Below are 23,326 nucleotides of genomic sequence, written 5' to 3'. Positions count from 1 at the left end.
GCGCGCCGTTCGAGCGCGCCGACCCCGGCCCTCGGCTCACCCCTCGCAGCACACGTGCGACGACCACTCCGGCTCGTGCCACCAGTGCTCGTGCACGTGCGCGGCCGACGGGGCGGGCGGCAGGGCCGCGCGGAGCTCGACCGCCGGGGCCTGCCGGAACGGCGCGAGCAGGTCCTCCACCCGGTGGCCCACCCCGCCGACGAACACCCGGCGCACCGCGGCCGCCGCCCTGATGTCGGCCAGCGGGTCGCCCGACACCAGCGAGATGTCGGCGTGCGCGCCGGGCCGCAGGACGCCGATCTGCCCGGACAGCCCCAGCCACGTCGCCGGGTTGCGGGTCGCCGTGGTCAGCGCTTCGAACGGGGTGAAGCCGAACTCCACCATGGCCCTGAGGTTCTGGTGCGTCGAGGTGGCCACCGAGTCCAGCGGCGCGTCCGTCCCGCAGATCACCAGCCCCCCTCGGCGGTGGACGCGCAGCACCGCGTCCACCCAGCCGGCCAGGACCTCGCGCGAGAACGTGGACGCGGGCGTGCCCGCCAGGTCCGCGTCGGCGACGTACCGCTGGTACTCCCACGGCGGGTACAGCACCCGGGTGCGCTCGTCGGTCACCAGCGACTTGTCCTCCGCGTACAGCGCGCGGGAGTGGAACAGGGTCGGGGTCACCGACATGCCGGAGGTCACGAACAGCTCGACCACGTCCTGGTAGGCGCGCCCGGTGCGGCTGATCGTGTGCGAGTAGCCCAGGCGGTTGGTCGCGCCGACGTGCTCCATGCCGTCCATGCCGAAGGCCGCCGCCGGGTAGAGGTAGTGCGACGACAGCGGCACGCCGGCGCGGTGGGCGGCCTCGACGGTCTCGCGCTGCAGCTCCACCGGCAGCCGCACGTAGGTCTTGACCATGTCGTAGTCCAGCTCCAGCGCCCGCTTCAGCTCCAGGTCGAGCTGGGCCCGGGACAGCGTGGGGCGCATGAAGTTGTAGTAGACGCGCGAGCCGTCGACCGCCTCGCCGGTGCCGAAGAACCGCGGGCCCACCAGGGTCCCGGCCGCCAGCGCCTCCCGGGTCTCGACCATCTGGTAGGCCGGGTCGCCGGGTGAGCGGGTGGTCGTGATGCCGTAGGACAGCCACAGCCTGCCCTGCCGCGCGCCCCACTGCCTGCCGCGCAGGTGCCAGTGGTTGTGCGCGTCGACCAGGCCGGGCATGGCGACCAGGTCGCGCGCGTCGACCACGCGGTCGCCCGCCGACGCCCGGTGCGGCCGGATCTCGCTCACCCGGCCGCGTTCCACCACGATGTCCACGTCGCGGCGCAGCCGGTCCTGCTCGCCGGTCCACACCGCGCCCGCGTGGATGACGGTCCGCTCCGGCGGCCTGGGCCTGCGCCAGGTGAAGTCGAGGCGGATGGTGCGCGCCGGGCCGCCGTCCAGCCCGACGCGCCGCAGCCTGCCGTTGCACAGGTACACCAGGGTGTCCGACCCGCACCACGCCAGGGAGTCCGTCACCTCGCGGGTCACCTGGCGCGGGTCGCCCAGGAACCGGCCGGCCGCGTCGACCCGGACCACGTGGGCCGTGCTCTCCACCACGAACGCCAGGTGCCGCCCGTCGGGCGACCACACCGGGCCGTCGTCGCCCCGGGTGGCGATGGAGCGGAACGGCATCGGCTCGGTGTAGCGCAGCTCGCCGCTGCCCAGGTCGACGGTCAGCACCTGGCTGGTGCCCTCGCGGAAGCGGCGGGAGAACGGCTTGACCGCGGCCAGCGCGAGCACGGTGCCGTCCGCCGACCACGTGGGCCTGCCCGGCATGAACAGCGCCGGGGTCACCTGCCGCCGCCCGCCCGTCGGCACGTCCAGGACCCACACCGCGCCGTCCTGGTCGACGTAGGCGATCCGCGTGCCGTCGGGCGCGTACCGGGGGGTGGTCTGCGCGCCGGGCGCGCCGCCCAGGAACTCCTCCTCCCCCGTGGCCAGGTCGCGCGACCACAGCGCGGGCACGCCCCTCCGGTCGCTGGAGTACACGAGCGACCGGCCGTCCGGCGCGAAGTCCGGGTCGGAGTCGAAGTAGCGGCCGTCGGTGAGCCGGCGCGGCGTGCCGCCGGTGATCGGGACCAGGTGGACGGCGTTGAGCGCGCGGAACGCGACCTGCCTGCCGTCCGGGGACACCACCGGGCTCGCGATGCCGCGCACGGGGGTCGGCGCGACGGCGTCCAGGCCGGGCGCGCGGCGGCGCGGGGCCCGCGGCGTGACCGGCACGGTCGCCTCGAACGGGATGTCGCGCACCGGGCCGTCGAGGTCGCGGCGGCGGATGCGGCCGTCGGCGGTGTAGAGCACCGTCCGGCCGACCCAGGTGGCGGCGAACCCGAAGACGTCCTCACCGTCGGTCAGCTGCCGGTCGCCCAGCACCAGGTCTGCCCGGTCCAGGCGCAGCAGCGTGTAGCAGGGCGTGCGGTCGTCCGGCCCGAACCCGGCGCCCAGGACGCGGGCGCCGGTCGGCGCGGTGGCCACCCGGACGCGCTCGCCGGTGTCGACGGTGACGACGTCCACGGCGTTCTCGTTGACCGCGAACACCAGCCGCCTGCCGTCCGCGGACCAGCGCGGGGCGCCCACCTCGTCCGGCGGGCCGGTCAGGGCGGTGAGGGCGCCGGAGGCCAGGTCGAGCAGCCACACCCCGTAGCTGCCGCCGCGGTCGCTGGTGAGCGCGATCCGCCGGCCGTCCGGGGAGAACGCGGGCTCCCGGTGGTCGTACGAGCCGCTGGTCACCCTGCGCGGCTCGCCGCCGGCGGCGTCGACGAGGTAGACGTGGAAGTTCCCGTCGCGGTAGGACTGGAAGGCGATGGTCCGGCCGTCGGGCGACCACGTGGGCAGAGTGGCGTCCTGGAGCTGGCCGGTCAGCCTGCGGGCCTGGCCGCCGTCGGCGGGCAGCACCCAGATCGAGGCGGCGACGTCGATGGCCAGCCACCTGCCGTCCGGGGACCGCGCGACCGAGGTGTTGGTGCCCTCGCGCAGCCGCGCGACCCGGGCGCCGTCGTGCTGCTCGGTGTGCTGGTCCGCCTGCGGCTCGGCGTGCGCGGTGCCCGCGCCCGCCACCCCCAGCGCGGCGGCCACCTGGCTGCCGCGGACCAGCAGGTCCCTGCGTGACAAGTCCTCCGACGCCATGCGAGGTCTCCCCCCTCGGTGGGCATTCCGGCCTGCTCGACGATCAGCCTGCCACGCCGGCGGCGACGCGCGCGGTCCGTTCGGGTGAGGTTGCGCTCCGCCCGACAGCCGATGCGCACCGGTGCCGGGCCACCGGCCGGCTCGATCGATGTTTATCGATGTTCCCGGCCTCCCTATGATCGGGGAAGACGATGCGGGAGGGATCTTGGACGAGTTCCCGGCGAACGTGACGGCGCCGGGTGCGCGGTCCTGAGGTCCGGCCGGTCCGCCCGGCGGACGTGGTCGGCCGGCGCGTCCTGGCGGTGCTGTGCCTGACCCAGGTCACCGGCTGGGGCGTCCTCTTCTACGCCTTCCCCGTGCTCGCGCCCGCGATCAGCGGCGACACGGGGTGGTCGCCCTCCTCCGTGACGGCGGCCTTCTCCCTGGGCCAACTGGTCTCGGCGGCCGTGGGCGTCCCGCTGGGCAGGGTGCTGGACCGGCACGGGCCGCGGGTCGTCATGACCGCGGGTTCGGTGGTGGCGGCGCTCGCGGTGGTCGCCATGGCCTCGGCGCGCTCGCTGCCGTGGTTCACCGGCGCCTGGGCGCTGATCGGCGCCGCCATGGCCGCCGTGCTCTACCAGCCCGCGTTCGCCGCCCTGACCCGCTGGTACGGCGAACGCCGCGTCCAGGCGCTCACCGCGGTGACGCTGGCGGGCGGCCTGGCCAGCACCGTGTTCGCGCCGCTGACCGCCGGGCTCGCCGCGCACCTGGGCTGGCGCGGCGCGTACCTGGTGCTCGCCGGCCTGCTGGCCCTGGTCACCGTGCCCGCCCACGCGCTCGGGCTGCGCCCGCCGTGGCCCCGGCACGAGCACCGGACCGGGCACGACCCGAGCGCGGTCGCCCGCAGCGGGCCCTTCCTCGTGCTGGTCGCCGCCCTGGCCCTGGGCGCCCTGTCCGTCTACGCCGTCGTGGTCGCCCTGGTGCCGCTGCTGACCGAGCGCGGCCTGTCCACCGCCGCGGCCGCCTGGACCCTGGGCCTGGGCGGGCTCGGCCAGGTGCTCGGCCGCCTCGGCTACCCGCGCTTCGTCGCCGCCACCGGCGTCCGCGCCAGGACCGCCGCGGTCCTGCTGGTGGCCTCGACCACCACGTTGCTGCTGGGCCTGCTGCCCGGCCCGGCGGCCCTGCTCGTCGCCGCGGCCGTGCTCGCCGGCACCGCCCGCGGCGTCTTCACCCTGGTCCAGGCGACCGCGGTGTCCGACCGCTGGGGCACCGCCCACTACGGGCGCCTCAGCGGCCTGCTCCAGGCGCCGATGGCGATCACCGCGGCCCTCGCGCCGTGGGCGGGCACCGCGCTGGCGGCGGTGCTGGGCGGCTACTCGCCGGTGTTCGTGCTGCTGGCGGTGCTGGGCGCGGTGGCGGCGGCGCTGTCGTGGTGGTCGGTGCCGCGCCGGGACGACCGGGAGCGGTCCGCGGGGTGAACTCTTGTCCCGCGACCTTCGGATTCCTCGTCCGGGTCAGCACAATCGCAGCGTGATCCGACGCCTGCTGGGCTGCGTGCTGGCCATCGGCCTGCTGTTCCCCGCCACCGCCGCGGCGAAGCCGCCCTACTCCCTGCTGCACATGAACGTCTGCTCCAGCGGTTACGCCGGGTGCTACGGCAAGACCGAGTACCCCAAGATCGTCGACGAGGTCGTCGAGCGCATCCGGGCCAACGACGTCAACGCCGTCACGCTCAACGAGGCGTGCAGCGGCGACGTGGCCGAGATCGCCGCGCGCACCGGCTACCACCACCGCTTCGCCACGGTGGTCTACCGGGGTGCGCCGCTGGCGTGCAAGTCGCCGGAGGGGCGCGGGGTGTTCGGCAACGCCGTGCTCACCAAGGAGGCGATCCGCGCGTCGGAGGACGCGCCGTTCTCCGTGTTCAGCGGGGTGGAGCAACGACGTTGGCTGTGCGTGACCACCGCGCGGCGGGTGGACGTGTGCACCACGCACCTGTCCACCGACGGCGAGGCCCCGGGCACCACCAACTCGGCCCAGTGCGCCGAACTGGCGGCGGTCCTGGCCTCCCGCGGGCGACCGACCGCCTTCGCCGGTGACGTCAACCGGCGCACCTCCTGCGCGCCGGCGGGTCACTGGACCCTGACCGACGCGGCGGCGGTGCAGGCGCCCGGAATCCAGCACGCTTACGGCGACCTCGCGTCGCCCGTGCCGGAGATCGAGCCGACGACGTACACGGACCACGACGCGCTCGTGGTGCGGGCGGTGCTGCGGCGTTGACCGCGCGGTGGTCCGGGAACCCCCGCGGGGATGAACAGCAGTTCGTCGAACGGCGCGGACAACTCCCGGAGGGTCGGATCGGAAGTGGAGGTCCAGCTCGACGATCCGCTCCGGGGACCACACGCAGTCGGTCCCCCACATCCCGCGGCGCCGAGCCGTTCCCCGCTCACCGGCGGGCCGAGCCCCGCCTCGGGGAACAGCCCGGACGCGAACCCCACCCACATGCGCACCCACCAACCAGACCCGAGCGGCATAACCGATCGGCACGCGCGCGGTCAACCCGCCTGGGCGGTGATCATCGCAGAGACCCCAGGCGGACGTCGAAGCACGAACACCAACGCTGGAATGGCCGCGTGAGACGAACGACGCGCATGACCGCCGCCCTCACCACCCCACTTCTGGCGTGCGGCCTCCTGACCACCGAAGCGACCGCCGAATCACCGCCCGGCACACCGCGGCACTACCTCACCCAGGCCATCGACTGGAAACCCTGCTTCACCGAGGTGCCGGCCGAGGCCCCACCGGGTGCGGAACGCCTGGAGTGCGGCTCCTACAAAGCCCCGCTCGACTGGCACCGCCCCCACGACCCCACCGACATCACCATCGCGGTGAGCCGGCTCAAACCCGCCGACAGCAGGACGACCGTGCTCACCAACCCCGGCGGCCCCGGCGCGAGCGGGCGGATGCTGCCGCTGATGTTCCTGGCGGGCAACCGCACCCGGTTGACCGACAACGCCGAGATCATCGGCATCGACGTGCGCGGCACCGGTGACAGCACCAAGGCGAGTTGCGGCGGCCTCACCTACCCCTTCCACCTCGACCCCCGGGACCGCGGCCGGGCCAACGTCGACGCCGTCCACGACGCCATGGCCGAGTACGCCCGGACCTGCCAGGAGAAGTCCGGCGCGCTCGGGCGCGCCATCACCACCGAGCAGACCGTGCGCGACCTGGACCTGCTGCGCCACCTGCTCGGCAGGAGGAAGGTGAGCTGGGTCGGCTACTCCGGCGGCACGTGGCTGGGCGCCCACTACGCCACCGCGTTCCCGCACCGGGTCGAGCGGTTCGTGCTGGACTCCAACGCCGAGTTCACCGCGCCGTGGCAGCAGGTGTTCTCGGTGTTCGGCGCGGCGGGCGAGCGGCGGTTCCGGGTCGACCTGGCGCCGTGGCTGGGGCGCCACGACTCGCTCTACCACCTGGGCTCGGACGGCGAGCAGGTGCGGCGCACCTACGAGCGGGTGCGGTCCAAGCTGGTCGAGCGGCCGGTGGTGCTGCCCGACGGCACGGTGGTCACCGCCACGCAGTTCGACCTGGGCCTGTTCAACTCGCTCTACGCGAAGGCGTCCTGGCCCGAGACCGGCCGGCAGTTCGCCCGGCTCGTCGCGCTGGTCGACCAGCCGCCGACGGCTGCCGCGACGACCGCCGCGGCCGTCGACCCGGTCGCCGACGCGACCGAGGGCACGCTGATGAACATCCTGTGCAACGACACCCCGTTCCGCGGCGACGCGCGCAGCCTGGCCCGCGAGGCCGAGCGCGACGGCACCCGGTACCCGCTGTTCGGCTGGTACCGGTTGGCCGGGCCGTGCGCGTTCTGGGACCGGCCGGATGACGTCCGGCTGCCGACGCCGACGGGCCGGGGCGTGCCGCCGGTGCTGATGGTGCAGTCGGTGCGCGACCCGGCGACCCCGCTGGAGGGTGCGCGGCGGGCGCACGAGCGGTTCGCCGGCTCGCGGCTGCTGACCGTGACCGACGAGGGCGACCACGGCATCTACGGGGGTGACAACGCGTGCGTCAACGACGTGGTGGAGTCCTACCTGGTCGACGGCGTCGTGCCGCCCGGTGACCTGAGCTGCGCCGGGATGCCGTTGCCCGAACCCGCGGCGAGGACCGCGGCGGTGCCGAACCCGCTGCGGGAGGTCGAACGGCTGACCAAGGTGATCGGTCCGCTGCCCGGCTGAAGCCGGGGCGCCCGGACCGCACCGGTCCGGGCGCCCCCGCGATCACACCGGCACCACCTCGGCGTAACGGCTGACCGGCCGCGGCAGGCCGTAGTGCTCGCGCAGGGTGCGGCCGGAGTACTCCGCGCGGAACAGGCCGCGCGCCCGCAGCAGCGGGACCACGTGGTCGACGAAGTCCTCCAGGCCGGACGGCAGCAGGGGCGCCATCACGTTGAACCCGTCCGCCGCGCCGGTGGTGAACCACAGCTCGACGTGGTCGGCGACCTGCTCGGGCGTGCCGACGACCACCTGGTGCCCGCGCCCGCCGCCGAGCCGGCGCAGCACCTGCCGCAGCGTCAGCCCCTCCCGCTCCGCCAGGTCGCGGACCAGCTCGAAGCGGCTCTTCGCGCCGTTGACGTGGCTCACCGGCGGCAGCGGCGGCAACCGCTCGTCCAGCGGGTGGTCGGTCAGGTCCACGCCGATCAGCTCGGTCAGCTGCCGCACCGCGCGGGTCGGGATGATCAGGTCGTCGAGCGAGTCGGCCAGCGCCCGCGCCTCCGCCTCGGTGCCGCCGAGCACCGGGACGATCCCGGGCAGCACCTTGACGTCGTCGGCGGACCGCCCCTGCGCCGTGACGCGGCGCTTGAGGTCCGCGTAGAACGCGGCCGCGTCGCCGTAGGTCTGGTGGGCGGTGAACACGGCCTCCGCCCACGTCGCCGCGAACGCCTTGCCGTCCTCGCTGGAGCCCGCCTGCACCAGCAGCGGGTGGCCCTGGGGGCTGCGCACCGCGTTCAGCGGGCCGCGCACGGAGAAGAACCGTCCCTTGTGGTTGATCTCGTGCACCTTGGCGTCGTCGGCGAACACGCCGGACTCCCGGTCCACCACCAGCGCGTCGTCCTCCCACGAGTCCCACAGCGCGGTGACCACGTCCAGGAACTCGGCGGCCCGCTGGTAGCGCTCGGCGTGCTCGGCGTTGACCTCGCGGTTGAAGTTCTGCGCCGACCGGTCCCCCGCCGTGGTCACGATGTTCCAGCCCGCCCGGCCGCCGCTGATGTGGTCGAGCGAGGAGAACAGCCGGGCCAGGTTGTAGGGCTCGCTGAAGCCGGTGGACGCGGTCGCGATCAGCCCGATGCGCTCGGTGGCCTGGGCGAGCGCGGTCAGCAGCGTGACCGGCTCGAACCGGTGGGCGATGCTGTGCCGCACGTCGCCCATGACCTGCACGCCGTCGGCCAGGAACACCGAGTCGAACTTCCCGCGCTCGGCGATCCGCGCCAGCTCCTGGAAGTGCGCCACGTCGTCGTGCGCGTGCGGGTCGGTCCGCGGGTGCCGCCAGGCGGCCTCGTGGTGGCCGACACCCATCAGGAACGCGTTGAGGTGGAGCTCGCGTGCGGACAACTTCAGACTCCCAACCGGATCGGACTGCGGATGCTCAAGGGGTCGGCGTAGAGGGCGTTGAGCTGCACGGCACCGGCCGCCACGCCCAGCACGTCCTCGCCGAAGCTGCTGGCCATGACGGCCGAGGCCGACGGGCACACCCGGGACGTGGCGGTCACCTCGGCGCGCAGCGCGGCCACGCACTCGGGCAGCCGGATCACGCCCAGCTCGGTGACCACCAGCACGTCGGGGTTGACGATGTCGAACAGCAGGGCCGCGGCGCGGGCGGCCATCCGGGCGCGCTCGACCAGCAGCGCGGTGGCCCGGCCGCACCCGCGGACGGCGGCCTCGCCCAGGTCGGCGATGGACGGCCGGTCGATCACGCCCGCCCGGTGGGCCCGCCGCGCCCAGGCCCGGTCCGACAGGGTGGCCTCCAGGCAGCCGTTGCGGCCGCACCCGCACCGGATCGCCGGGTCGCCCAGCGCCAGGTGCGCGATCCCGCCCGCCGCCGACCGCGCGCCGCGGTGGGTGGTGCCGCCGGTGACGATCGCCGCGTCCACGACGTTGCCGACGAACAGGTGGACCAGGGACTCGCGGTGCCCGGCCGCGCCGAACAGCTGCTCGGCCTGCGCCAGCGCCCGCGCGTGGCTGTCCACCAGCACCGGCAGGCCGGTGCGGGAGGCGAGCAGCTCGCGCACGGGGACGTCGCGCCAGCCGAGCGAGGCGTGCTCGACCAGCACGCCCTCCTCGGTGTCGATCCAGCCGCCCGCCGCGACGCCCAGGCCGAGCGGCACGTGCCCGGGCAGCCGCTCGGCGTGCAGGCGCACCAGGTGGTCGGCGGCGGTGGTCAGCACCTCCACCGGGTCGTCCGGCCTGCGGTGCGGCACGCGCAGCCGGGCCCGCACGTGCCCGCGCAGGTCCATCAGCGCCAGCGTGCAGTACTCGTGCGCGACGTGCACCCCGGCCACGATGTGCCGCTCGGTCTCGATGTCGAGCGGCACGTGCGGCCGGCCGATCCCCTGGTACGGCACGGGTCCGGCGCGCTCGGTGAGCAGGCCCAGGTCGACCAGCGCGGCGCAGTTGCGGGTCACCGCGGCCGGGCTGAGGCCCGCCAGCCGGGCGATGGTGCTGCGGGCGACGGGACCGTGCCGCAGCACCGCGCCCAGCACCGCCGCGGCGGCCGTGCCCCGGCGGTGCTCCGCGGCGGTGCTCACGAGATGAGCGGGGGGCCGGACGGCGAGAGCGCGGGGCCGACCGCCCGCGCCGCGCCGGGCGTGCGGCCGTGCCCCCAGCCGATGTGCCTGCGGTAGCTGCCGAGCAGCCCGGTGCGCCGCAGGTGCTCCTCGTCGTGCGCGAACGACCCCTCGGGCAGCGGGTGCGTGTGCGGCGCGACGAACAGCGCGTCGGTGGGGCAGTTGGCCTCGCACTGGAAGCAGGTCTGGCAGTCCTGCTGCCTGCTGACGACCGGCACCCCGTCCTCACCGCGGTCGAACACGTTCGTGGGGCAGACGACGACGCACTTGTCGCAGGCCACGCACCGGTCGGCGGACACCAGCTCGATCACGCCGCGACCTCCTCCGGTCGGGCCCACACCTCGTCCAGGCCACCCGAGGTGATCCGGAAGTGCTGGGCGGGGTCGAGGTCGGGGAAGTCGAGCCGCTTGGCCATGCCCCGGCTCTCGCTGCGCACGAGCGCCGAGGTGTACATCCACCGCGCGTGCGCGAGCATCGCGGCGGCCTGGCGGGCGCGCACCGCGTCGGCACCCTCGGCGCGCAGGCCGGCCCGGACCGACTCCCACGCGCCGTCCAGCACCCGCAGGGCGGGCCGCAGCACGTCGCCGTGCCGCAGGTAGTTCTTGTCGTAGGGCAGCACCTCGGCCTGCACGGTGCCGACCACCTCGGCGGCGGACACCCGGCCCGGGGTGCCGGTGGGGCGCAGGCCGGCGCCGCCCGCGGCGGTCACCTCGCGGCCGGTCGCGGCCGGGCCGAGGGCGCGGGCGAACCGGGCGGCGGCGCGGCCCGCCCACGACCCGGACGAGATCGCCCACGCCGCGTTGTGGCTGCCGCCGCCGGTGAAGCCGCCGCAGATCAGCTCCCTGGTCGCCGCGTCGCCCGCCGCGTAGAGGCCGGGCACGGTGGTCGCGCAGCCGTCGTCGACGATGCGGATGCCACCGGTGCCGCGCACCGTGCCCTCGGCGAGCAGGGTGACCGCGAACGGCTCGGTGAACGGGTCGACGCCCAGCCGGTCGAAGGTGAGGAAGAAGTTCGGCTGCGCCAGCCGCATGGCCACGCGGGCGGCCTCGTCGGCGCGGTCGAGCTTGCAGAACACCTTCTCCGACAACAGCGTCCGGGCGATCACCGACCGGCCGCCCTGGCTGCCGGCGCCGTCGAGCACCGAGCCGTCCGCGCGGTAGAACGTGGCGTAGTTGTAGAACGCGGTCTTGGTGACCGAGGTGTGCTCGGGGGCGATGCCGTAGGCGTTGGAGAACTCCATGCCCGACAGCTCCGCGCCCACCTCGGCGGCGAACAGCGCGCCGTCGCCGGTGTTGACGTTGCACCCCAGGGCCCTGCTCAGGAACGCGCAGCCGCCGGTCGCGAGCACCACCGCGCCCGCGCGGACCCGGAACGGCCGGTCGGCCTGCCGCTGGTGGCCCGCCGCGCCCGCCACCGCGCCGTCCGCCGCGGTCAGCAGCTCGGTGACCGGGCTGTGGTCCAGCACGGTGACCCCGGCGCGGCGCACCCGGACCCGCTGGCGCCGCATGTACTCCGGCCCCTGGAGGCCGTTGCGGAGCTGACGGCCGTCCGGGCCGACCGGGAACGGGTAGCGGCCGACCTCGGCCAGCTCGTTGATCCGCTCGTAGGTCTCGTCGAGCACCCTGGCCATCCAGCGCCGGTCGGCCAGGTAGCCGCCCAGCCCCTCCCTGCTCGCCATGGCCTTCTCGCGGGCCTCCGGCTCCGGCGGCACGTACCACACGCCGGTGCCGCCGGACGCGGTCGCGCCGCTGGTGCCGCAGTAGCCCTTGTCGGCCAGCACCACCGAGGCACCCTCCTCGGCGGCCTTGAGCGCCGCCCACGTGGCGGCCGGTCCGCCTCCGACGACGAGCACGTCCGCGGTGAGTTCGAGCGACATCCGGGGGATCTCCTTCCGACTTCGGGGGCGCCCTCAGGCGCCGACGGGGACGCGCCAGGACGTGAACCGGCCCTCCAGGGCCACCAGGACCTGGTTGAACGCGACACCGATGGCGGAGATGGTGATGATGCCCGCGTACATCTGCGGGATGGCGAAGTTGAACTGCGAGGCGTTGATCAGGTAGCCGAGCCCGGCCTTGGCGCCGACCATCTCGGCGGCCACCAGCACCAGGATCGACACCGCGCCCGCCAGCCGGACGCCGGTGAACACCGTGGGCACCGCGGCGGGCAGGATCACCTTCTGGAACAGCCGGAACCCGGACAGGTCCACCGACCGGCCCAGCCGCAGCAGGGTCGGGTCCACGCCGCGCACCGCGCTGATCGTGTTCAGCAGCACCGGCCAGGTGCACGCGTAGAACACGATGGTGATCTTCGAGGTCTCGCCGATGCCGAGCAGCAGCACGAACACCGGCAGCAGGGCCAGCGCGGCGGTGTTGCGGAACACCTCCAGCAGCGGTCCCAGCAGCGCCGCCACCGGCTTGTACCAGCCGATCAGCAGGCCGAGCGGCACGGCGACGGCCACCGCGAGGCCGAACCCGGACAGCGAGCGGGCGAGGCTGGCCCCCGTGTGCTCCAGCAGCTGGCCGCTCGTGGCCAGGCCCCACCACGCGTCGAGCACGGTGGACAGCGGCGGCAGGAACGTGGGGTCGACCAGTTCGAGCCGGGGCGCGGCCTCCCACAGCGCCAGCAGCGCCGCGATCGCCACCACCCGGTTGACCGCGGCCAGCAGGGCCTCGGCGACCCGGCGGGCGACGGGGGTCCGTCGCGGCCGGTCCGCGGGTGCCGCGCCCTCCCCGACCTCCGGTGGGGCTTCCAGCAGGGCGGTCATGCCACCGCCACCTCCTTCTCCTGTTGCCGGGCGCGCGAGACCTCGTCGTGCAGCAGTTCCCAGATCCGGTGCCGGTAGCGGGCGAACTCCGCGCTGGAGCGCGGGTCGTCCTGGCCGGTGCGGTCGCCCAGCTCGATCGGGACCACCTCCTTGACGCGGCCGGGCCGCGAGGTCAGCACGGCCACCCGCTGCCCCAGGTGGACGGCCTCGTCGATGCCGTGCGTGATGAACACGACCGTCTTGCCGGTGCGCTGCCAGATGCGCAGCAGCTCGTCCTGCAGCGACTCGCGGGTCTGGGCGTCGAGCGCGGCGAACGGCTCGTCCATCAGCAGCACGTCCGGGTCGTAGGCGAGGCTGCGGGCGATCGCGACCCGCTGCCGCATGCCGCCGGAGAGCTGGTGCGGGTGCCGGTCCTCGAAGCCGGAGAGCCCCACCAGGTCCAGGAACGCGCGGGCCCGGTCGGCGCGCTCGCGGCGCGGCACGCCGCCCGCCTCCAGGCCGAACTCGACGTTGCCCTGGGCGGTGCGCCACGGCAGCAGCGCGTACTGCTGGAACACCACGCCGCGGTCCAGGCCGGGCCCGGTGATCGGCCTGCCGTCCAGCAGGACCTCGCCCTCGGTGGGCGCGGTCAGCCCGCCGAGCAGGTCGAGCAGGGTGGACTTGCCGCACCCGCTCGGCCCGACCAGGACCAGGAACTCGCCGCGCTCCACGTCCAGGTCGACCCCCTGGACGGCGGTGAACTCGCTGCGGCGCCGGGACTTCCGGTCCTTGACCTGGAACCGCTTGGTGACGCCGCGGAAGCTGATGTGGGTGCTCATCGGGCCAGCTCGTTGAAGTCGTTGGTGTAGAGGTCGGTGACCTTCACCTGCGCCTTGGCGATCTCACCGCGTTCGGCGAGCCAGTCGATCCACACGTTCAGCTCCTCGTCGGTGATCCGGCCGCCCTTCTGCGCGACACCGGTGGACTTCCAGTACCGCAGCGCGGCCGGGTCCTCGTTGCGGCCGCGGCCGGTCAGGATCGCGACCTTGCGCTCGACGACCTGCTCGCGCGGCGTGGTGCGGCTCCACTCGATCGCCCTGGCCACGCCGCTGACGAAGGTGCGCACGGTGTTCGGGTTGTCCCGCAGGAACTTCTCGGTGAACACGTAGGTGCCCGCGGTGAACGCGCCGAGCAGGTCGAAGTCGGAGAACAGCTTGCGCAGGCCGCCCTTCTCCAGCGCCTTGTCGCGCAGGATGCCGCCGAGCACGCCCACCTCGATCTGCCCCTGCCGCACCGACTGCTCGATGTTCACCGGGGGCAGCGCGATCGGCTCGACCTTCTTGACCTCCTCCGGGGACAGGCCGTTGCGCTTGAGGTAGATGCCGAGCATGGCCTCGTGGTGCGCGCCGAGGGTGTTCATGCCGACCTTCTTGCCGATCAGGTCGCGGGCCGTCCTGATCGGACTGTCCTCGGGCACGTAGAAGCCGTTGTAGGCGAACTCGTCCGCGCCGTAGTAGCCGATCACCGACCTGATCGGCGCGCCCGCGGCCTTGAGCTTGACCACGGCGCCGTTGAACGCGCCGCCGAAGTCGACCTGGCCGGTGGCGGCGGACTGGATGTCCTGCGGGCCGCTGGTGGTGTTGCCGACCCACTCCAGCTTCACGTCGCCGAGGTAGCCGAGGTCGGCGGCCAGTTCGGGCAGCGACACGTCGCCCGCCCAGCCCTGGTAGCGCAGCGTCCTGGTCTCGGCGCCGCTCGCGCCGCCCGCGGTCGAGCAGCCGACCGCGGCCGAGGCCAGGCCGAGGAGGGAGAGGCCGAGGAAATTCCGTCGCGTGCTGGTCACGGCAAATCCTTTGCTGGGAAAAATGGGCAGGCCGGAATGTCGCTCCCGGACGGGATCGCGCGGTTGGGGTTCAGCGGCCGGTGCGACAGATCGCGCCGGCGTGGCGTCGGAGATCGACGTGCCGACGCGAGGTTAGGTAACGGGCCTGACTCACGCCGCAGAGCGTCACACCCCGGTCGGACCGGGTCAACGGCTGGGCAGGGCGTCCCACATCATGGGGTGGAGGGCGTCCGGCACTGGACAGGCGGCACTTCTTTTCGCACGGGAAGAAAGTCGTCGGGCCGGTTCGCGTGTCAACCGGGTCCAGCTCCTGGGACGACTTATTTCACCGCGGCGCAATGTTGTGCGGGTCGCGCGCGGCCGCCCAGGGTGAAGGCGAGAACCGCTTTCCACGAGAGGACGTGCGATGACCGCACAGCTTTCCGAAACGATCACCGTCCACAAGCTGGGCGCGGCCGTGGGCGCGCGGGTCGACGGCGTCCGGCTGGGCGGCGACCTGCCCGCGGCCGACGTGGCGAGGATCCGGGAGGCCCTGCTCACCCACAAGGTGGTGTTCTTCCGGGACCAGGGGCACCTGGACGACGACGGCCAGCTCGCGTTCGCCCGGCTGCTCGGCGAGCCGACGCTCGCGCACCCCACGGTCAAGGGCCGCGAGCACGCCAACGTGCTGCCGATCGACTCCGACCACGGCAAGGCCAACAGCTGGCACACCGACGTCACCTTCGTGGACCGGGTGCCCGCGATCAGCGTGCTGCGCGCGGTCGAGCTGCCGCCCTACGGCGGCAGCACGGTGTGGGCGAACACGGCGCGGGCGTACCAGGACCTGCCGCCGGCCTTGCAGGCGCTGGCGGACCGGCTGTGGGCGGTGCACACCAACCTCTACGACTACGCCGGGCACGTCGACTCGACCCGCATCGGCGGCGTGGACGTCAAGGAGGAGACCTACCGCGAGGAGTTCCGGTCGTCGCGCTACGAGACCGAGCACCCGCTGGTCCGGGTGCACCCGGAGACCGGTGAGCGGGCGCTGCTGCTCGGCCACTTCGTCAAGCGGATCGTGGGCCTGTCGGGCGAGGAGTCCAACGCGGTCTTCCAGCTGCTGCAGAACCGGATCACCCGGTTGGAGAACACGGTGCGCTGGCAGTGGGCCGACGGTGACGTGGCGGTCTGGGACAACCGCGCCACCCAGCACTACGGCGTCGCCGACTACGACGACGCGCACCGCCGCCTGCACCGGATCACCCTCGCCGGTGACGTGCCGGTCAGCGTCGAGGGCGTCGCGAGCACCGCGATCACCGGCGACGCGGGCCACTTCTCCGCGCTCTGAGCCCGGGTCCGGGGCCGCGGTCCGGGCTTTCCGCGCCGGACCGCGGCGAGCGGCCCACCGGGCGCGGTGCCCGGAACGGTCCCGCGACGGGTTCACGGCGTTCCCCCTCCTCGGCGCTCGCCCACGACAGACGGCGCCGCAGCCGGACCCGGCACCGCTCGGCCGCGTGACGCGCGTCACCGGCCGGTACTGTCACGCGGCGGTGGTGCCCGGCGTCTCGTGGTGCGACCAGGCGGACCGGGGACAGGAGCAGCACGTGAGCGAGGACGGCCGTCCGGGGCGGGCCACCGAGGCGTTCGTGGCCCACCGCAACCTGCTCTTCACCGTCGCCTACGAAATGCTGGGCTCGGCCGCCGACGCGGAGGACGTGCTCCAGGAGACCTGGCTGCGCTGGACCGGCGTCGACCTGGACGCGGTGCGGGACCAGCGCGCCTACCTGGTGCGGATCACCACCCGCCAGGCGCTGGACCGGCTGCGCACCCTCAGCAGGCGCAAGGAGTCCTACGTCGGCCCGTGGCTGCCCGAGCCGCTGCTGACCTCGCCCGACGTGGCCGAGGACGTGGAGCTGGCCGACAGCCTCTCCACGGCCATGCTGCTGGTGCTGGAGACGCTGGCGCCGACCGAGCGGGCGGTGTTCGTGCTGCGCGAGGTGTTCGCGCTGGACTACGACGAGATCGCCGACGCCGTCGACAAGAGCCCCGCGGCCGTGCGCCAGATCGCCCACCGGGCCCGCGCCCACGTCGCCGCGCGCCGCCCGCGCGACGTCGCCTCCCCCGCCGACACCCGCGCCGCGCTCGACGCCTTCCAGCGGGCGATCCGGACCGGTGACCTCCAGGGCCTGCTGGACGTCCTCGCGCCGGACGTGGTCGCCCTCAGCGACGGCGGCGGGGTCAAGAAGGCCGTGCCGCGACCGGTCGCGGGCGCCGACAAGGTCGCCCGCCTGCTCACCGGCGGCTGGCACCGGGTCGGCCCCCGGATGTCGTTCGAACCGGTGGAGGTCAACGGCAGGCCCGCCCTGGTCATGCGGCTCGACGGCGAGGTCGACGGCATCATGACGGTCCGCGTCGACGGCGGCCTGGTCACCGGGCTGTACTTCATGCGCAACCCCGAGAAGCTGTCGCACGTGGCGCGCGAGACCGCGGTGACGCGCGGCGCCGGGTGACCAGGACACCCGCGACCACCAGGGCCGCGCCGGCGGCCGTGTGCCACCCGACAGGTTCGCCCAGCAGCACCGCGCCGATGGCGGTCGACCACAGCGGGGTGATGTAGGTGACCGTCGACGCGACGGTCGCGCCGGCCCGCCGGACGACCTCCAGGTTCAGCACGTAGGCGAAGCCGGTGCCGAACGCGCCCAGGACGAGCAGCGCGCCGGCCGCGGCCCAGCCGGGCCGGGTGGGCGCCGGTCCGACGACCGCCGCCACCGCGGCCAGCTCGGCGGTCGCGCAGCCGACCTGGACCGCCGACAGCGCCGCCGCCGAACCCGGCCGCCCCGAGAAGAAGCGCCGGGTGTAGGCGAACCCGGCGCCGTAGCAGGTGGTCGCGGCGAGGCAGGACAGCGCGCCGACGAGGGTCCCGCCGGCGATGCCGTCCCACGCGCCGAGGACGACGAGCACCCCGCAGAAACCCAGCACCAGGCCCGCCACGCGCGTCGCGGTGAGGCGCTCGTCGGCCACGAGCACGGCGGCGAACAGCAGGGTCGGCAGCGGGGTGGTGGCGTTGAAGACCCCCGCCGACACCGAGTCGACGTACCGCTCCCCGTGCGCGAACAGGGCGAACGGCGCCGCGTTCACCAGGGCCGCGACGACCAGGGCGTGCCCCCAGGTGCCCGGGTCGCGCGGGAGGGGCGAGCGCCGCACCGCGCACACCGCCAGCAGGGCCAGGGTGCCGAACAGGCAGCGCCACAGGGCCACCCACAGCGGTGCGACGCCCGCGTCCACCGCGACCTTGATCAGGGCGAAGCTCGAACCCCACAGGGCCGAGAGCACCACGAAGCCGGGCACCCACCCGCGCACCATGCGATCCCCCTCCGAAGACTTCCTGGACGTCATGCTCACCGGGCGGGGATCATGAGTCCAATGAGATCGGCTTGAGCACCCATGAGGAGATCTCATGACCATCGGCATCCCCCAGGTCCGCGCGTTCGTCGCCGTCGCGGACGCGGCGAGCTTCTCCGCGGCCGCCGAGCGGCTGGGGATCAGCCAGTCCGCGGTCTCCCACGCGATCGCCGCCCTGGAGCGCACCACGGGCCACCCGGTGCTGGTGCGGGGCAACCCCGTCCGCCCCACGCCGCTCGGCGAGCGGCTGCTCACCCACGCGCGGGCGGTGCTGACCGCGGTGGCGTCGCTGGAGGAGGTCGCGCGCCGGCACGACGGCGGGCCGCGCGGGGACCTCGTGCTGGCCGCGCCGCCCACCGCGTGCCACCGCCTCCTGCCGGACCTGCTCGACCACTGGCGCGCGGAGTTCCCCGGCGTGTCGGTGTCGCTGTTCGAGGGCGACGACGACGAGGTCACCGGGTGGCTCGACGGGGCCAGCGCCGACCTCGCGGTCCTGGTGGACCCGGTCGAGGCGCCACCGGGGGCGGTGCGGTTGGCGGACGACCTGTTCCACGCGGTGCTCAGGCGCGACCACCCGCTGGCCGGCGGCGGGGCGGTCGACGTGGCCGACCTGGAGGACGACCCGTTCCTGCTGTCGCTGGGCGGCTGCGAGCAGCAGGTCCGGGAGCTGCACCGGCTGGCGGGCACGCGGTTCGCCCCGGTCCACCGGGTGCGCCAGCTCGGCACGCTGTTCGCGATGGTCCGGGCCGGCACCGGGGTGTCGCTCGTGCCGGGCCTGGCCGCCGGGATGGAGGGCCCCGACCTCGTGCTCGTCCCGCTGGTCCAGCGCGTCGGCCGGACCCTGGTCCTCACCGGTCCCCGCCACCGGCCGTGGCACCCGGCGGCGGCCGCGCTGCTGACCTCGGCACGGCAGCGGGCCGCCTGACGGGTCAGCTCCTCCGGTCGGCCTCGATGGCGCGCAGGAACAGCAACTGGTCGACCTGGCCCAGGATGGTCTCGTCGAGCGGGATGTACCGGTAGGTCGGGCTCTTCCTGGCCGCGAGCCCCCGTTGCAGCGCGTGCACCGCGGGTGCGGCCAGCAGGTGGTTGCCGGGCGGCAGGTCGCGGTGCAGGACGCCTTCGACGGTGTCCGGCTCCGGCTCGGGGATCTCCTGGTGGGCCGCTTCGCCGAGGGCGCAGGCGATGACGCGGTAGTCCTCGCCGAGGCGGTCGGCGAGGTGGGCCCCGGCGGGTTGCCAGCGCAGCGTGGTCGAGCCGAACTGGGGCGGGAACGACAGCGAGGTGGTCCCGGCGCGCAGGTGCTGGTTGTGGGCGAACACGAGGGTCGGGCCGCGCTCGGCGATGGCCTGGAGGTTGTCGGCCATCATCGTGTCGCGGACGGCGGCCAGCCGGTGCCAGCGGTGCCCGGTGTCGCGGGCCATGGTGCGGTGGTAGGCCAGCAGGCCGGTGGCGGTGCGGGCGGCGAGCAGGGCGTCGTCCAGCTCGTCGGGGTCGACCTCCCGGCGCAGCCGGGGCACCTCGGCGGCCAGCGTCCAGCGGAGGTCGTCGGTGATCGCGCCCAGCTCGCGGACCCCCGGTTCGGCGCCGACCGAGCGGGCGGGGTCCATCGCCGCGGCCGGGTCCGACCAGGGTTCGTCGGGGCCCAGCAGGCGGTCGAGGTCCTCCCACGGCGGCACGTCCGCGTGGGCGCCCAGGAAGTCGTGCAGCGACCGGAGCGCCGCGCGCGGGCTGGGTGCCGCGGCCATCTCGACGGGGGCGTCGAACGCCGCGAACCGCAGGTGCCGCTCCCGCGGCCGGTGGCGGTTCTGCTCGCGCAGCCAGCGGACCAGCGCGCGGTTGGCCGGGGACCCGCCGAACCCGTGGGTGAAGCCGGTGGCCATGACCTCGTCCTCGTCGCCGTCGCCGCCCCGGACGTAGGCGTCGACCACGCGACCCTCCCAGGCGCTGGTCTCCAGGGCGATCGAGGTGAAGCCCAGTCGCTCGACCAGGACTTCGAAGAGGGCGTTGCGGAGGTGGGCGAACTCGTCCTCGCCGTGCACGGGTTCACCGAACCCGAGCACGCGCGGCGGTGTGGGGAACTGCGCGGCGACGGCCTCGACGAGGGTCCGGTGGTCGTCGCCGGCGACGCTGATCAGGGGGACGGTCATGCGTGGTCCTTCGCTCGGAGGCACTATGACCAGCTCAACCGTATCGTTGAAGTACTTCGTGGAAGGTTTCGCGCCGTTTCCCCAAGAAGGCGCCGCGAAACCTTCAACTCGACGGGTAACCCGCTCAGTCCCGGCGGCCGCCCCGCTGCCTCGCGTCGTAGTCCACGCGGGCCCGCTCGACCTCGGCCAGGTTGGCCGACCACTCGGCGAGCGACGCGAACAGCGGGCCGAGGCTGCGCCCCAGCTCGCTGATCTCGTACTCCACCCGCGGCGGCACCCCGCCGTGGTGGGTGCGCACGACGAGGCCGTCGCGCTCCAGCCGCCGCAGCCCCTGGGTCAGCACCTTCGGCGAGATCGTGGTGATGCGCCGCGCCAGCTCCACGAACCGCTGCCGCCCGTGCTCGTGCAGCACCCACAGGATCGGGGTGGTCCACCGGCTGAACACGACGTCGACCACCGGGGCGATCGGGCACGCCAGCTCCGGGGGCGTCTCGGCTGTGGTCTCGATCACCTGAACCGCCACTTTCCTCTAGGTGCCTACGGGTTCCCCGACCGTAGCTTGGCCCGGTCCGCGGCAGGAACCAGTGACAGGGGAACGAAGATGATCGTGGTGACGGGAGCGACCGGGAACGTCGGGCGGCCGCTCGTGCGGGCCCTCGCCGAGGCCGGCGAGCAGGTGACCGCCGTGGCCCGCAAGCAGGCCGACGTGCCGGCGGGGGTCCGGTTCGCCCAAGCCGACCTGATCGAGCCGGGGAGCCTCAAGCCGGCGCTGGACGGTGCGTCGGCGCTGTTCCTGCTGACCTCCGCCGAGTTCCTGGCCGGCGGCGACATCCGGGAGGTCGTCGAGGTCGTGCGGGCGGCCGGTGTCGGGCGCGTCGTGCTGCTGTCGTCGCAGGGCGTCGGCACGGGGCGGCACCCCGCGGGCCTGGAGGACGCGGTCAAGGGCGCCGGTCCGGAGTGGACGGTGCTGCGGCCCGGCAACTTCGACTCCAACGCGTTGCAGTGGGCCGGGTCGGTCCGCGCGCACCGGACGGTCGCCGCGCCGTTCGGCGACGTGGCCCTGCCGGCCGTCGACCCGGCCGACATCGCCGAGGTCGCCGCCGCCGCGCTGCGCGAACCCGGCCACGGCGGCCGCACCTACACGCTGACCGGGCCGGTGGCCGTCTCGCCCCGGCAGCAGGCCGCGGTGATCGGGGAGGTCCTGGGCGAGCCGGTGCGGTTCGTCGAGCTGAGCCGCGCGGAGGCGCGGGAGCGGATGCTGGCGCACATGCCGGAACCGGTCGTGGAGGCCACCCTCGGCATCCTCGGCGAGCCGTCCGCCGACGAGCGGCGCGTCAGCCCGGACGTGGCCCGCGTGCTGGGCCGCCCGGCCCGCGCGTTCGCCGAGTGGGTGGCCCGCAACCGGGCGGCTTTCGGCTGACCGGGGCACCGCCGTCGCCCGCTCGCGCACCACCGCCCGGGCAACGGCGGTACGCGCTCCCGGCCGCCGCTCGACCGACCGCCGTGGTGCTCAGGCCAGGGCCGACGGCAGGTCCGGGTAGAGGTCGAGCACCTGGTCCAACTGGGCGGCGCGCAACGCGCGCAGGGGGCTGCGCGCCGGGGCGACCACGCGCAACGGGGTGCCCCGGCGCACGCCCAGCCGGTGGTGCTCCACCAGCAGCGCCATGCCGACCGAGGCGAAGAAGCCCACCCCGGTCAGGTCGACCACCACGGGCACCCCGCTCACCGCGGCACCGGCGAACGCGGCGGTCAGCTCCTCGCGGAGCCGCGGCTCGGTGGTGCTGTCCAGCTCGCCCGACACCAGCACGACGACCACGTCGTCCCGGTGCTCGCGCTCCACCCGCAGCTGCTCGACGTACTCCCCGCCGGTTGCCACATCGCCTCCCGCACGAACCGCCCTCGCCACCCTGGTCTTCCCCGCGCGGGCGCATCCCATGCACGTCGGCCCGCCCCTGTGCGACCCTGGGACCAGGACCAGTCGACGGGAGTGCATGCGGACGTGGTGATCTTCGGCTTCCGGACCAAGGTGTTCGTCCTGGCGGTGCTGGCGCTGGTGTGCCCGAGGTGCGGCAACCGGGTGGCGCACCCGCTGCACCGGTCGGTCACCAGGTTCACGCTGTTCTTCGTCCCGCTGTTCCCGGTCCGGACCCGGTACGGCACCCAGTGCACCTTCTGCGGCCTGGCCAACCGGCTGCCCAAGGACCAGGCGAAGGGGCTGCTCGCGCAGGCGGGCGGTCAGGTCCAGGGATATGGCACGGCGTGAGGTGAATTCAGGCAGTCGTGCCCGGACCCCCGGGCGCCACGGCCCCGGCGCACCGGCGGGCCAGGCGCGTGAACGCCTCCCTCAGCTCGACCGGTTCCACGGCCTCGAAGTCGGCGTCGAACCGGGCGAAGGCGGCCGCCAGCGCGGTCCACGACCACGAGCCCAGCGCCAACCGGCAGCGGTCCGGGCCGACCTCCTCGACGACCCCCTCACCGGCGTAGCGGGACGCGACGGCGGCCGGCAGGTGGAGGACCACCTCGCCGCGGCACGGCCAGTCGCCCTCGGCGCCGCGGAACCTGGCCGTGACGAACGCGGCCACGTCACCGCCGGGCAGGTCGCGCGGGGTGAAGCGGGGACCGGTGGGGACGCGCGGGGCGATGCGGTCGGCGCGGAAGGTGCGCCAGTCGCCGCGGTCGAGGTCCCAGGCGACCAGGTACCAGCGCCCGTTGCGGATGACCAGGTGGTGGGGTTCGGCCCGGCGGGGCGGGAACCGCCCGTCGTAGTCGAAGCGCAGCACCTCGCGGGCGTGGACGGCGGCGCCCAGCGCGGCGAGCACACCGCCGTCGACGCGCGGCGCCTGTTCCACGGCGGTGACCCGGAAGGTGTCGACGCGGTGGCGCAGCCGGGCGGGCATGACCTGCCGGACGGTGTTCAGCGCGCGGGCCGCGGCCTCCCCGGTGTCGGTGCCGGTGGCGACCTGGAGGGCCACGGCGAGCGCGACGGCCTGGTCGTCGTCGAACAGCAGCGGCGGCAGGTGCGTGCCCGCGCCGAGCCGGTAACCGCCGTCGGGACCCTTGGTGGCCACCACGGGGTAGCCCAGATCGCGCAGGCGGTCGACGTCGCGGCGCACGGTGCGGGGGCTGACCGCCAGGCGCTCGGCCAGCAGCGCACCCGGCCAGTCCCGGCGCGCCTGGAGCAGCGAGAGGAGGGCCAGCAGTCGCGCTGAGGTCTTCGGCACGTCCGACATGCTGCCCGGAGAAGCGGACGCTCC

Annotated in this window: 22 protein-coding genes; 8 read left to right on the top strand and 14 right to left on the bottom strand. The window is 74.6% G+C overall.

Annotation, left to right across the window (positions count from 1 at the left end; translation table 11 throughout):
- Positions 1–36: 36 nt before the first annotated feature.
- A complete protein-coding gene (locus tag EKG83_RS17390) occupies positions 37–3,144 on the bottom strand; it encodes an amidohydrolase family protein (protein WP_051766606.1) in 3,108 nt (1,035 codons plus the stop codon).
- Between the two features lie 239 nt (positions 3,145–3,383).
- On the opposite strand from EKG83_RS17390, the gene EKG83_RS17385 reads away from it, so the two are divergent.
- From EKG83_RS17385 to EKG83_RS17375, 3 genes are all read left to right on the top strand, one after another.
- Entirely contained in the window at positions 3,384–4,601 is a 1,218-nt protein-coding gene (locus EKG83_RS17385) for an MFS transporter (protein WP_194283031.1), read from the top strand.
- 52 nt (positions 4,602–4,653) lie between these two features.
- On the top strand, positions 4,654–5,400 hold the full coding sequence (locus EKG83_RS17380) for an endonuclease/exonuclease/phosphatase family protein (RefSeq protein WP_033433979.1): 747 nt from the start codon (positions 4,654–4,656) through the stop codon (positions 5,398–5,400).
- 353 nt (positions 5,401–5,753) lie between these two features.
- The gene (locus tag EKG83_RS17375) at positions 5,754–7,355 is read left to right on the top strand and encodes an alpha/beta hydrolase (RefSeq protein ID WP_153278182.1); all 1,602 of its coding nucleotides are present in this window, start codon (positions 5,754–5,756) and stop codon (positions 7,353–7,355) included.
- 42 nt (positions 7,356–7,397) lie between these two features.
- Here the strand turns inward: EKG83_RS17375 and EKG83_RS17370 are convergent, their stop codons facing one another.
- The 8 genes from EKG83_RS17370 to EKG83_RS49635 all read right to left on the bottom strand — a co-directional run bounded on the left by EKG83_RS17370 (position 7,398) and on the right by EKG83_RS49635 (position 14,701).
- Positions 7,398–8,729, bottom strand: a complete 1,332-nt coding sequence (locus tag EKG83_RS17370) for an LLM class flavin-dependent oxidoreductase (protein ID WP_265590338.1) — start codon at positions 8,727–8,729, stop codon at positions 7,398–7,400.
- 2 nt (positions 8,730–8,731) lie between these two features.
- Positions 8,732–9,922, bottom strand: coding sequence for an ROK family protein (locus tag EKG83_RS17365; RefSeq protein ID WP_051766608.1), 1,191 nt, complete (start codon positions 9,920–9,922; stop codon positions 8,732–8,734).
- On the bottom strand, positions 9,919–10,272 hold the full coding sequence (locus tag EKG83_RS17360) for a 4Fe-4S dicluster domain-containing protein (RefSeq protein WP_033433980.1): 354 nt from the start codon (positions 10,270–10,272) through the stop codon (positions 9,919–9,921). The genes EKG83_RS17365 and EKG83_RS17360 overlap by 4 nt, the downstream gene beginning before the upstream one ends.
- A complete protein-coding gene (locus EKG83_RS17355) occupies positions 10,269–11,837 on the bottom strand; it encodes an FAD-dependent oxidoreductase (protein ID WP_033433981.1) in 1,569 nt (522 codons plus the stop codon). Before EKG83_RS17355 ends, EKG83_RS17360 begins: the two co-directional genes overlap by 4 nt.
- A 33-nt stretch (positions 11,838–11,870) precedes the next feature.
- Positions 11,871–12,725 (bottom strand): ABC transporter permease, encoded by an 855-nt coding sequence (locus tag EKG83_RS17350; protein ID WP_084716925.1) that lies wholly within the window; start codon positions 12,723–12,725, stop codon positions 11,871–11,873.
- A complete protein-coding gene (locus tag EKG83_RS17345; protein WP_033433982.1) occupies positions 12,722–13,543 on the bottom strand; it encodes an ABC transporter ATP-binding protein in 822 nt (273 codons plus the stop codon). The genes EKG83_RS17350 and EKG83_RS17345 overlap by 4 nt, the downstream gene beginning before the upstream one ends.
- Positions 13,540–14,547, bottom strand: coding sequence for an ABC transporter substrate-binding protein (locus EKG83_RS17340; RefSeq protein ID WP_033433983.1), 1,008 nt, complete (start codon positions 14,545–14,547; stop codon positions 13,540–13,542). Before EKG83_RS17340 ends, EKG83_RS17345 begins: the two co-directional genes overlap by 4 nt.
- Before the next feature lie 70 nt (positions 14,548–14,617).
- Positions 14,618–14,701, bottom strand: coding sequence for a putative leader peptide (locus EKG83_RS49635; RefSeq protein ID WP_407690781.1), 84 nt, complete (start codon positions 14,699–14,701; stop codon positions 14,618–14,620).
- A 252-nt stretch (positions 14,702–14,953) separates the two neighbouring features.
- On the opposite strand from EKG83_RS49635, the gene EKG83_RS17335 reads away from it, so the two are divergent.
- Both EKG83_RS17335 and EKG83_RS17330 read left to right on the top strand, forming a co-directional pair.
- On the top strand, positions 14,954–15,871 hold the full coding sequence (locus EKG83_RS17335; RefSeq protein ID WP_033433984.1) for a TauD/TfdA dioxygenase family protein: 918 nt from the start codon (positions 14,954–14,956) through the stop codon (positions 15,869–15,871).
- A 256-nt stretch (positions 15,872–16,127) separates the two neighbouring features.
- Complete coding sequence (locus tag EKG83_RS17330; protein ID WP_033434053.1) at positions 16,128–17,033, top strand: RNA polymerase sigma-70 factor; 906 nt, start codon at positions 16,128–16,130, stop codon at positions 17,031–17,033.
- On the opposite strand, the gene EKG83_RS17325 is transcribed toward EKG83_RS17330, so the two are convergent.
- The gene (locus EKG83_RS17325; RefSeq protein WP_063741436.1) at positions 16,966–17,886 is read right to left on the bottom strand and encodes a DMT family transporter; all 921 of its coding nucleotides are present in this window, start codon (positions 17,884–17,886) and stop codon (positions 16,966–16,968) included. The two genes, EKG83_RS17330 and EKG83_RS17325, sit on opposite strands and share 68 nt — an antisense overlap.
- Positions 17,887–17,980: 94 nt before the next feature.
- On the opposite strand from EKG83_RS17325, the gene EKG83_RS17320 reads away from it, so the two are divergent.
- Positions 17,981–18,850 (top strand): LysR family transcriptional regulator, encoded by an 870-nt coding sequence (locus EKG83_RS17320; RefSeq protein WP_033433985.1) that lies wholly within the window; start codon positions 17,981–17,983, stop codon positions 18,848–18,850.
- A gap of 4 nt (positions 18,851–18,854) precedes the next feature.
- On the opposite strand, the gene EKG83_RS17315 is transcribed toward EKG83_RS17320, so the two are convergent.
- Both EKG83_RS17315 and EKG83_RS17310 read right to left on the bottom strand, forming a co-directional pair.
- Positions 18,855–20,072 (bottom strand): erythromycin esterase family protein, encoded by a 1,218-nt coding sequence (locus EKG83_RS17315; protein WP_051766611.1) that lies wholly within the window; start codon positions 20,070–20,072, stop codon positions 18,855–18,857.
- Positions 20,073–20,196: 124 nt separating this feature from the next.
- Complete coding sequence (locus EKG83_RS17310; RefSeq protein ID WP_033434056.1) at positions 20,197–20,583, bottom strand: winged helix-turn-helix transcriptional regulator; 387 nt, start codon at positions 20,581–20,583, stop codon at positions 20,197–20,199.
- 90 nt (positions 20,584–20,673) lie between these two features.
- Here EKG83_RS17310 and EKG83_RS17305 point away from each other — a divergent pair, with 90 nt between their 5' ends.
- Positions 20,674–21,492 (top strand): NAD(P)H-binding protein, encoded by an 819-nt coding sequence (locus tag EKG83_RS17305; RefSeq protein ID WP_033433986.1) that lies wholly within the window; start codon positions 20,674–20,676, stop codon positions 21,490–21,492.
- A gap of 90 nt (positions 21,493–21,582) precedes the next feature.
- Here EKG83_RS17305 and EKG83_RS17300 read toward each other — a convergent pair whose 3' ends face one another.
- Positions 21,583–21,948, bottom strand: a complete 366-nt coding sequence (locus EKG83_RS17300) for an STAS domain-containing protein (RefSeq protein WP_051766612.1) — start codon at positions 21,946–21,948, stop codon at positions 21,583–21,585.
- A 123-nt stretch (positions 21,949–22,071) separates the two neighbouring features.
- On the opposite strand from EKG83_RS17300, the gene EKG83_RS17295 reads away from it, so the two are divergent.
- Positions 22,072–22,335, top strand: coding sequence for a zinc-ribbon domain-containing protein (locus tag EKG83_RS17295; protein WP_033433987.1), 264 nt, complete (start codon positions 22,072–22,074; stop codon positions 22,333–22,335).
- A 7-nt stretch (positions 22,336–22,342) separates the two neighbouring features.
- On the opposite strand, the gene EKG83_RS17290 is transcribed toward EKG83_RS17295, so the two are convergent.
- Positions 22,343–23,293, bottom strand: a complete 951-nt coding sequence (locus EKG83_RS17290) for a helix-turn-helix transcriptional regulator (protein WP_033434058.1) — start codon at positions 23,291–23,293, stop codon at positions 22,343–22,345.
- Between the last annotated feature and the right edge of the window lie 33 nt (positions 23,294–23,326).

Source organism: Saccharothrix syringae (assembly GCF_009498035.1).
Classification (GTDB): Bacteria; Actinomycetota; Actinomycetes; order Mycobacteriales; family Pseudonocardiaceae; genus Actinosynnema; species Actinosynnema syringae.
This window is presented reverse-complemented; position numbering and strand designations above follow the sequence as displayed.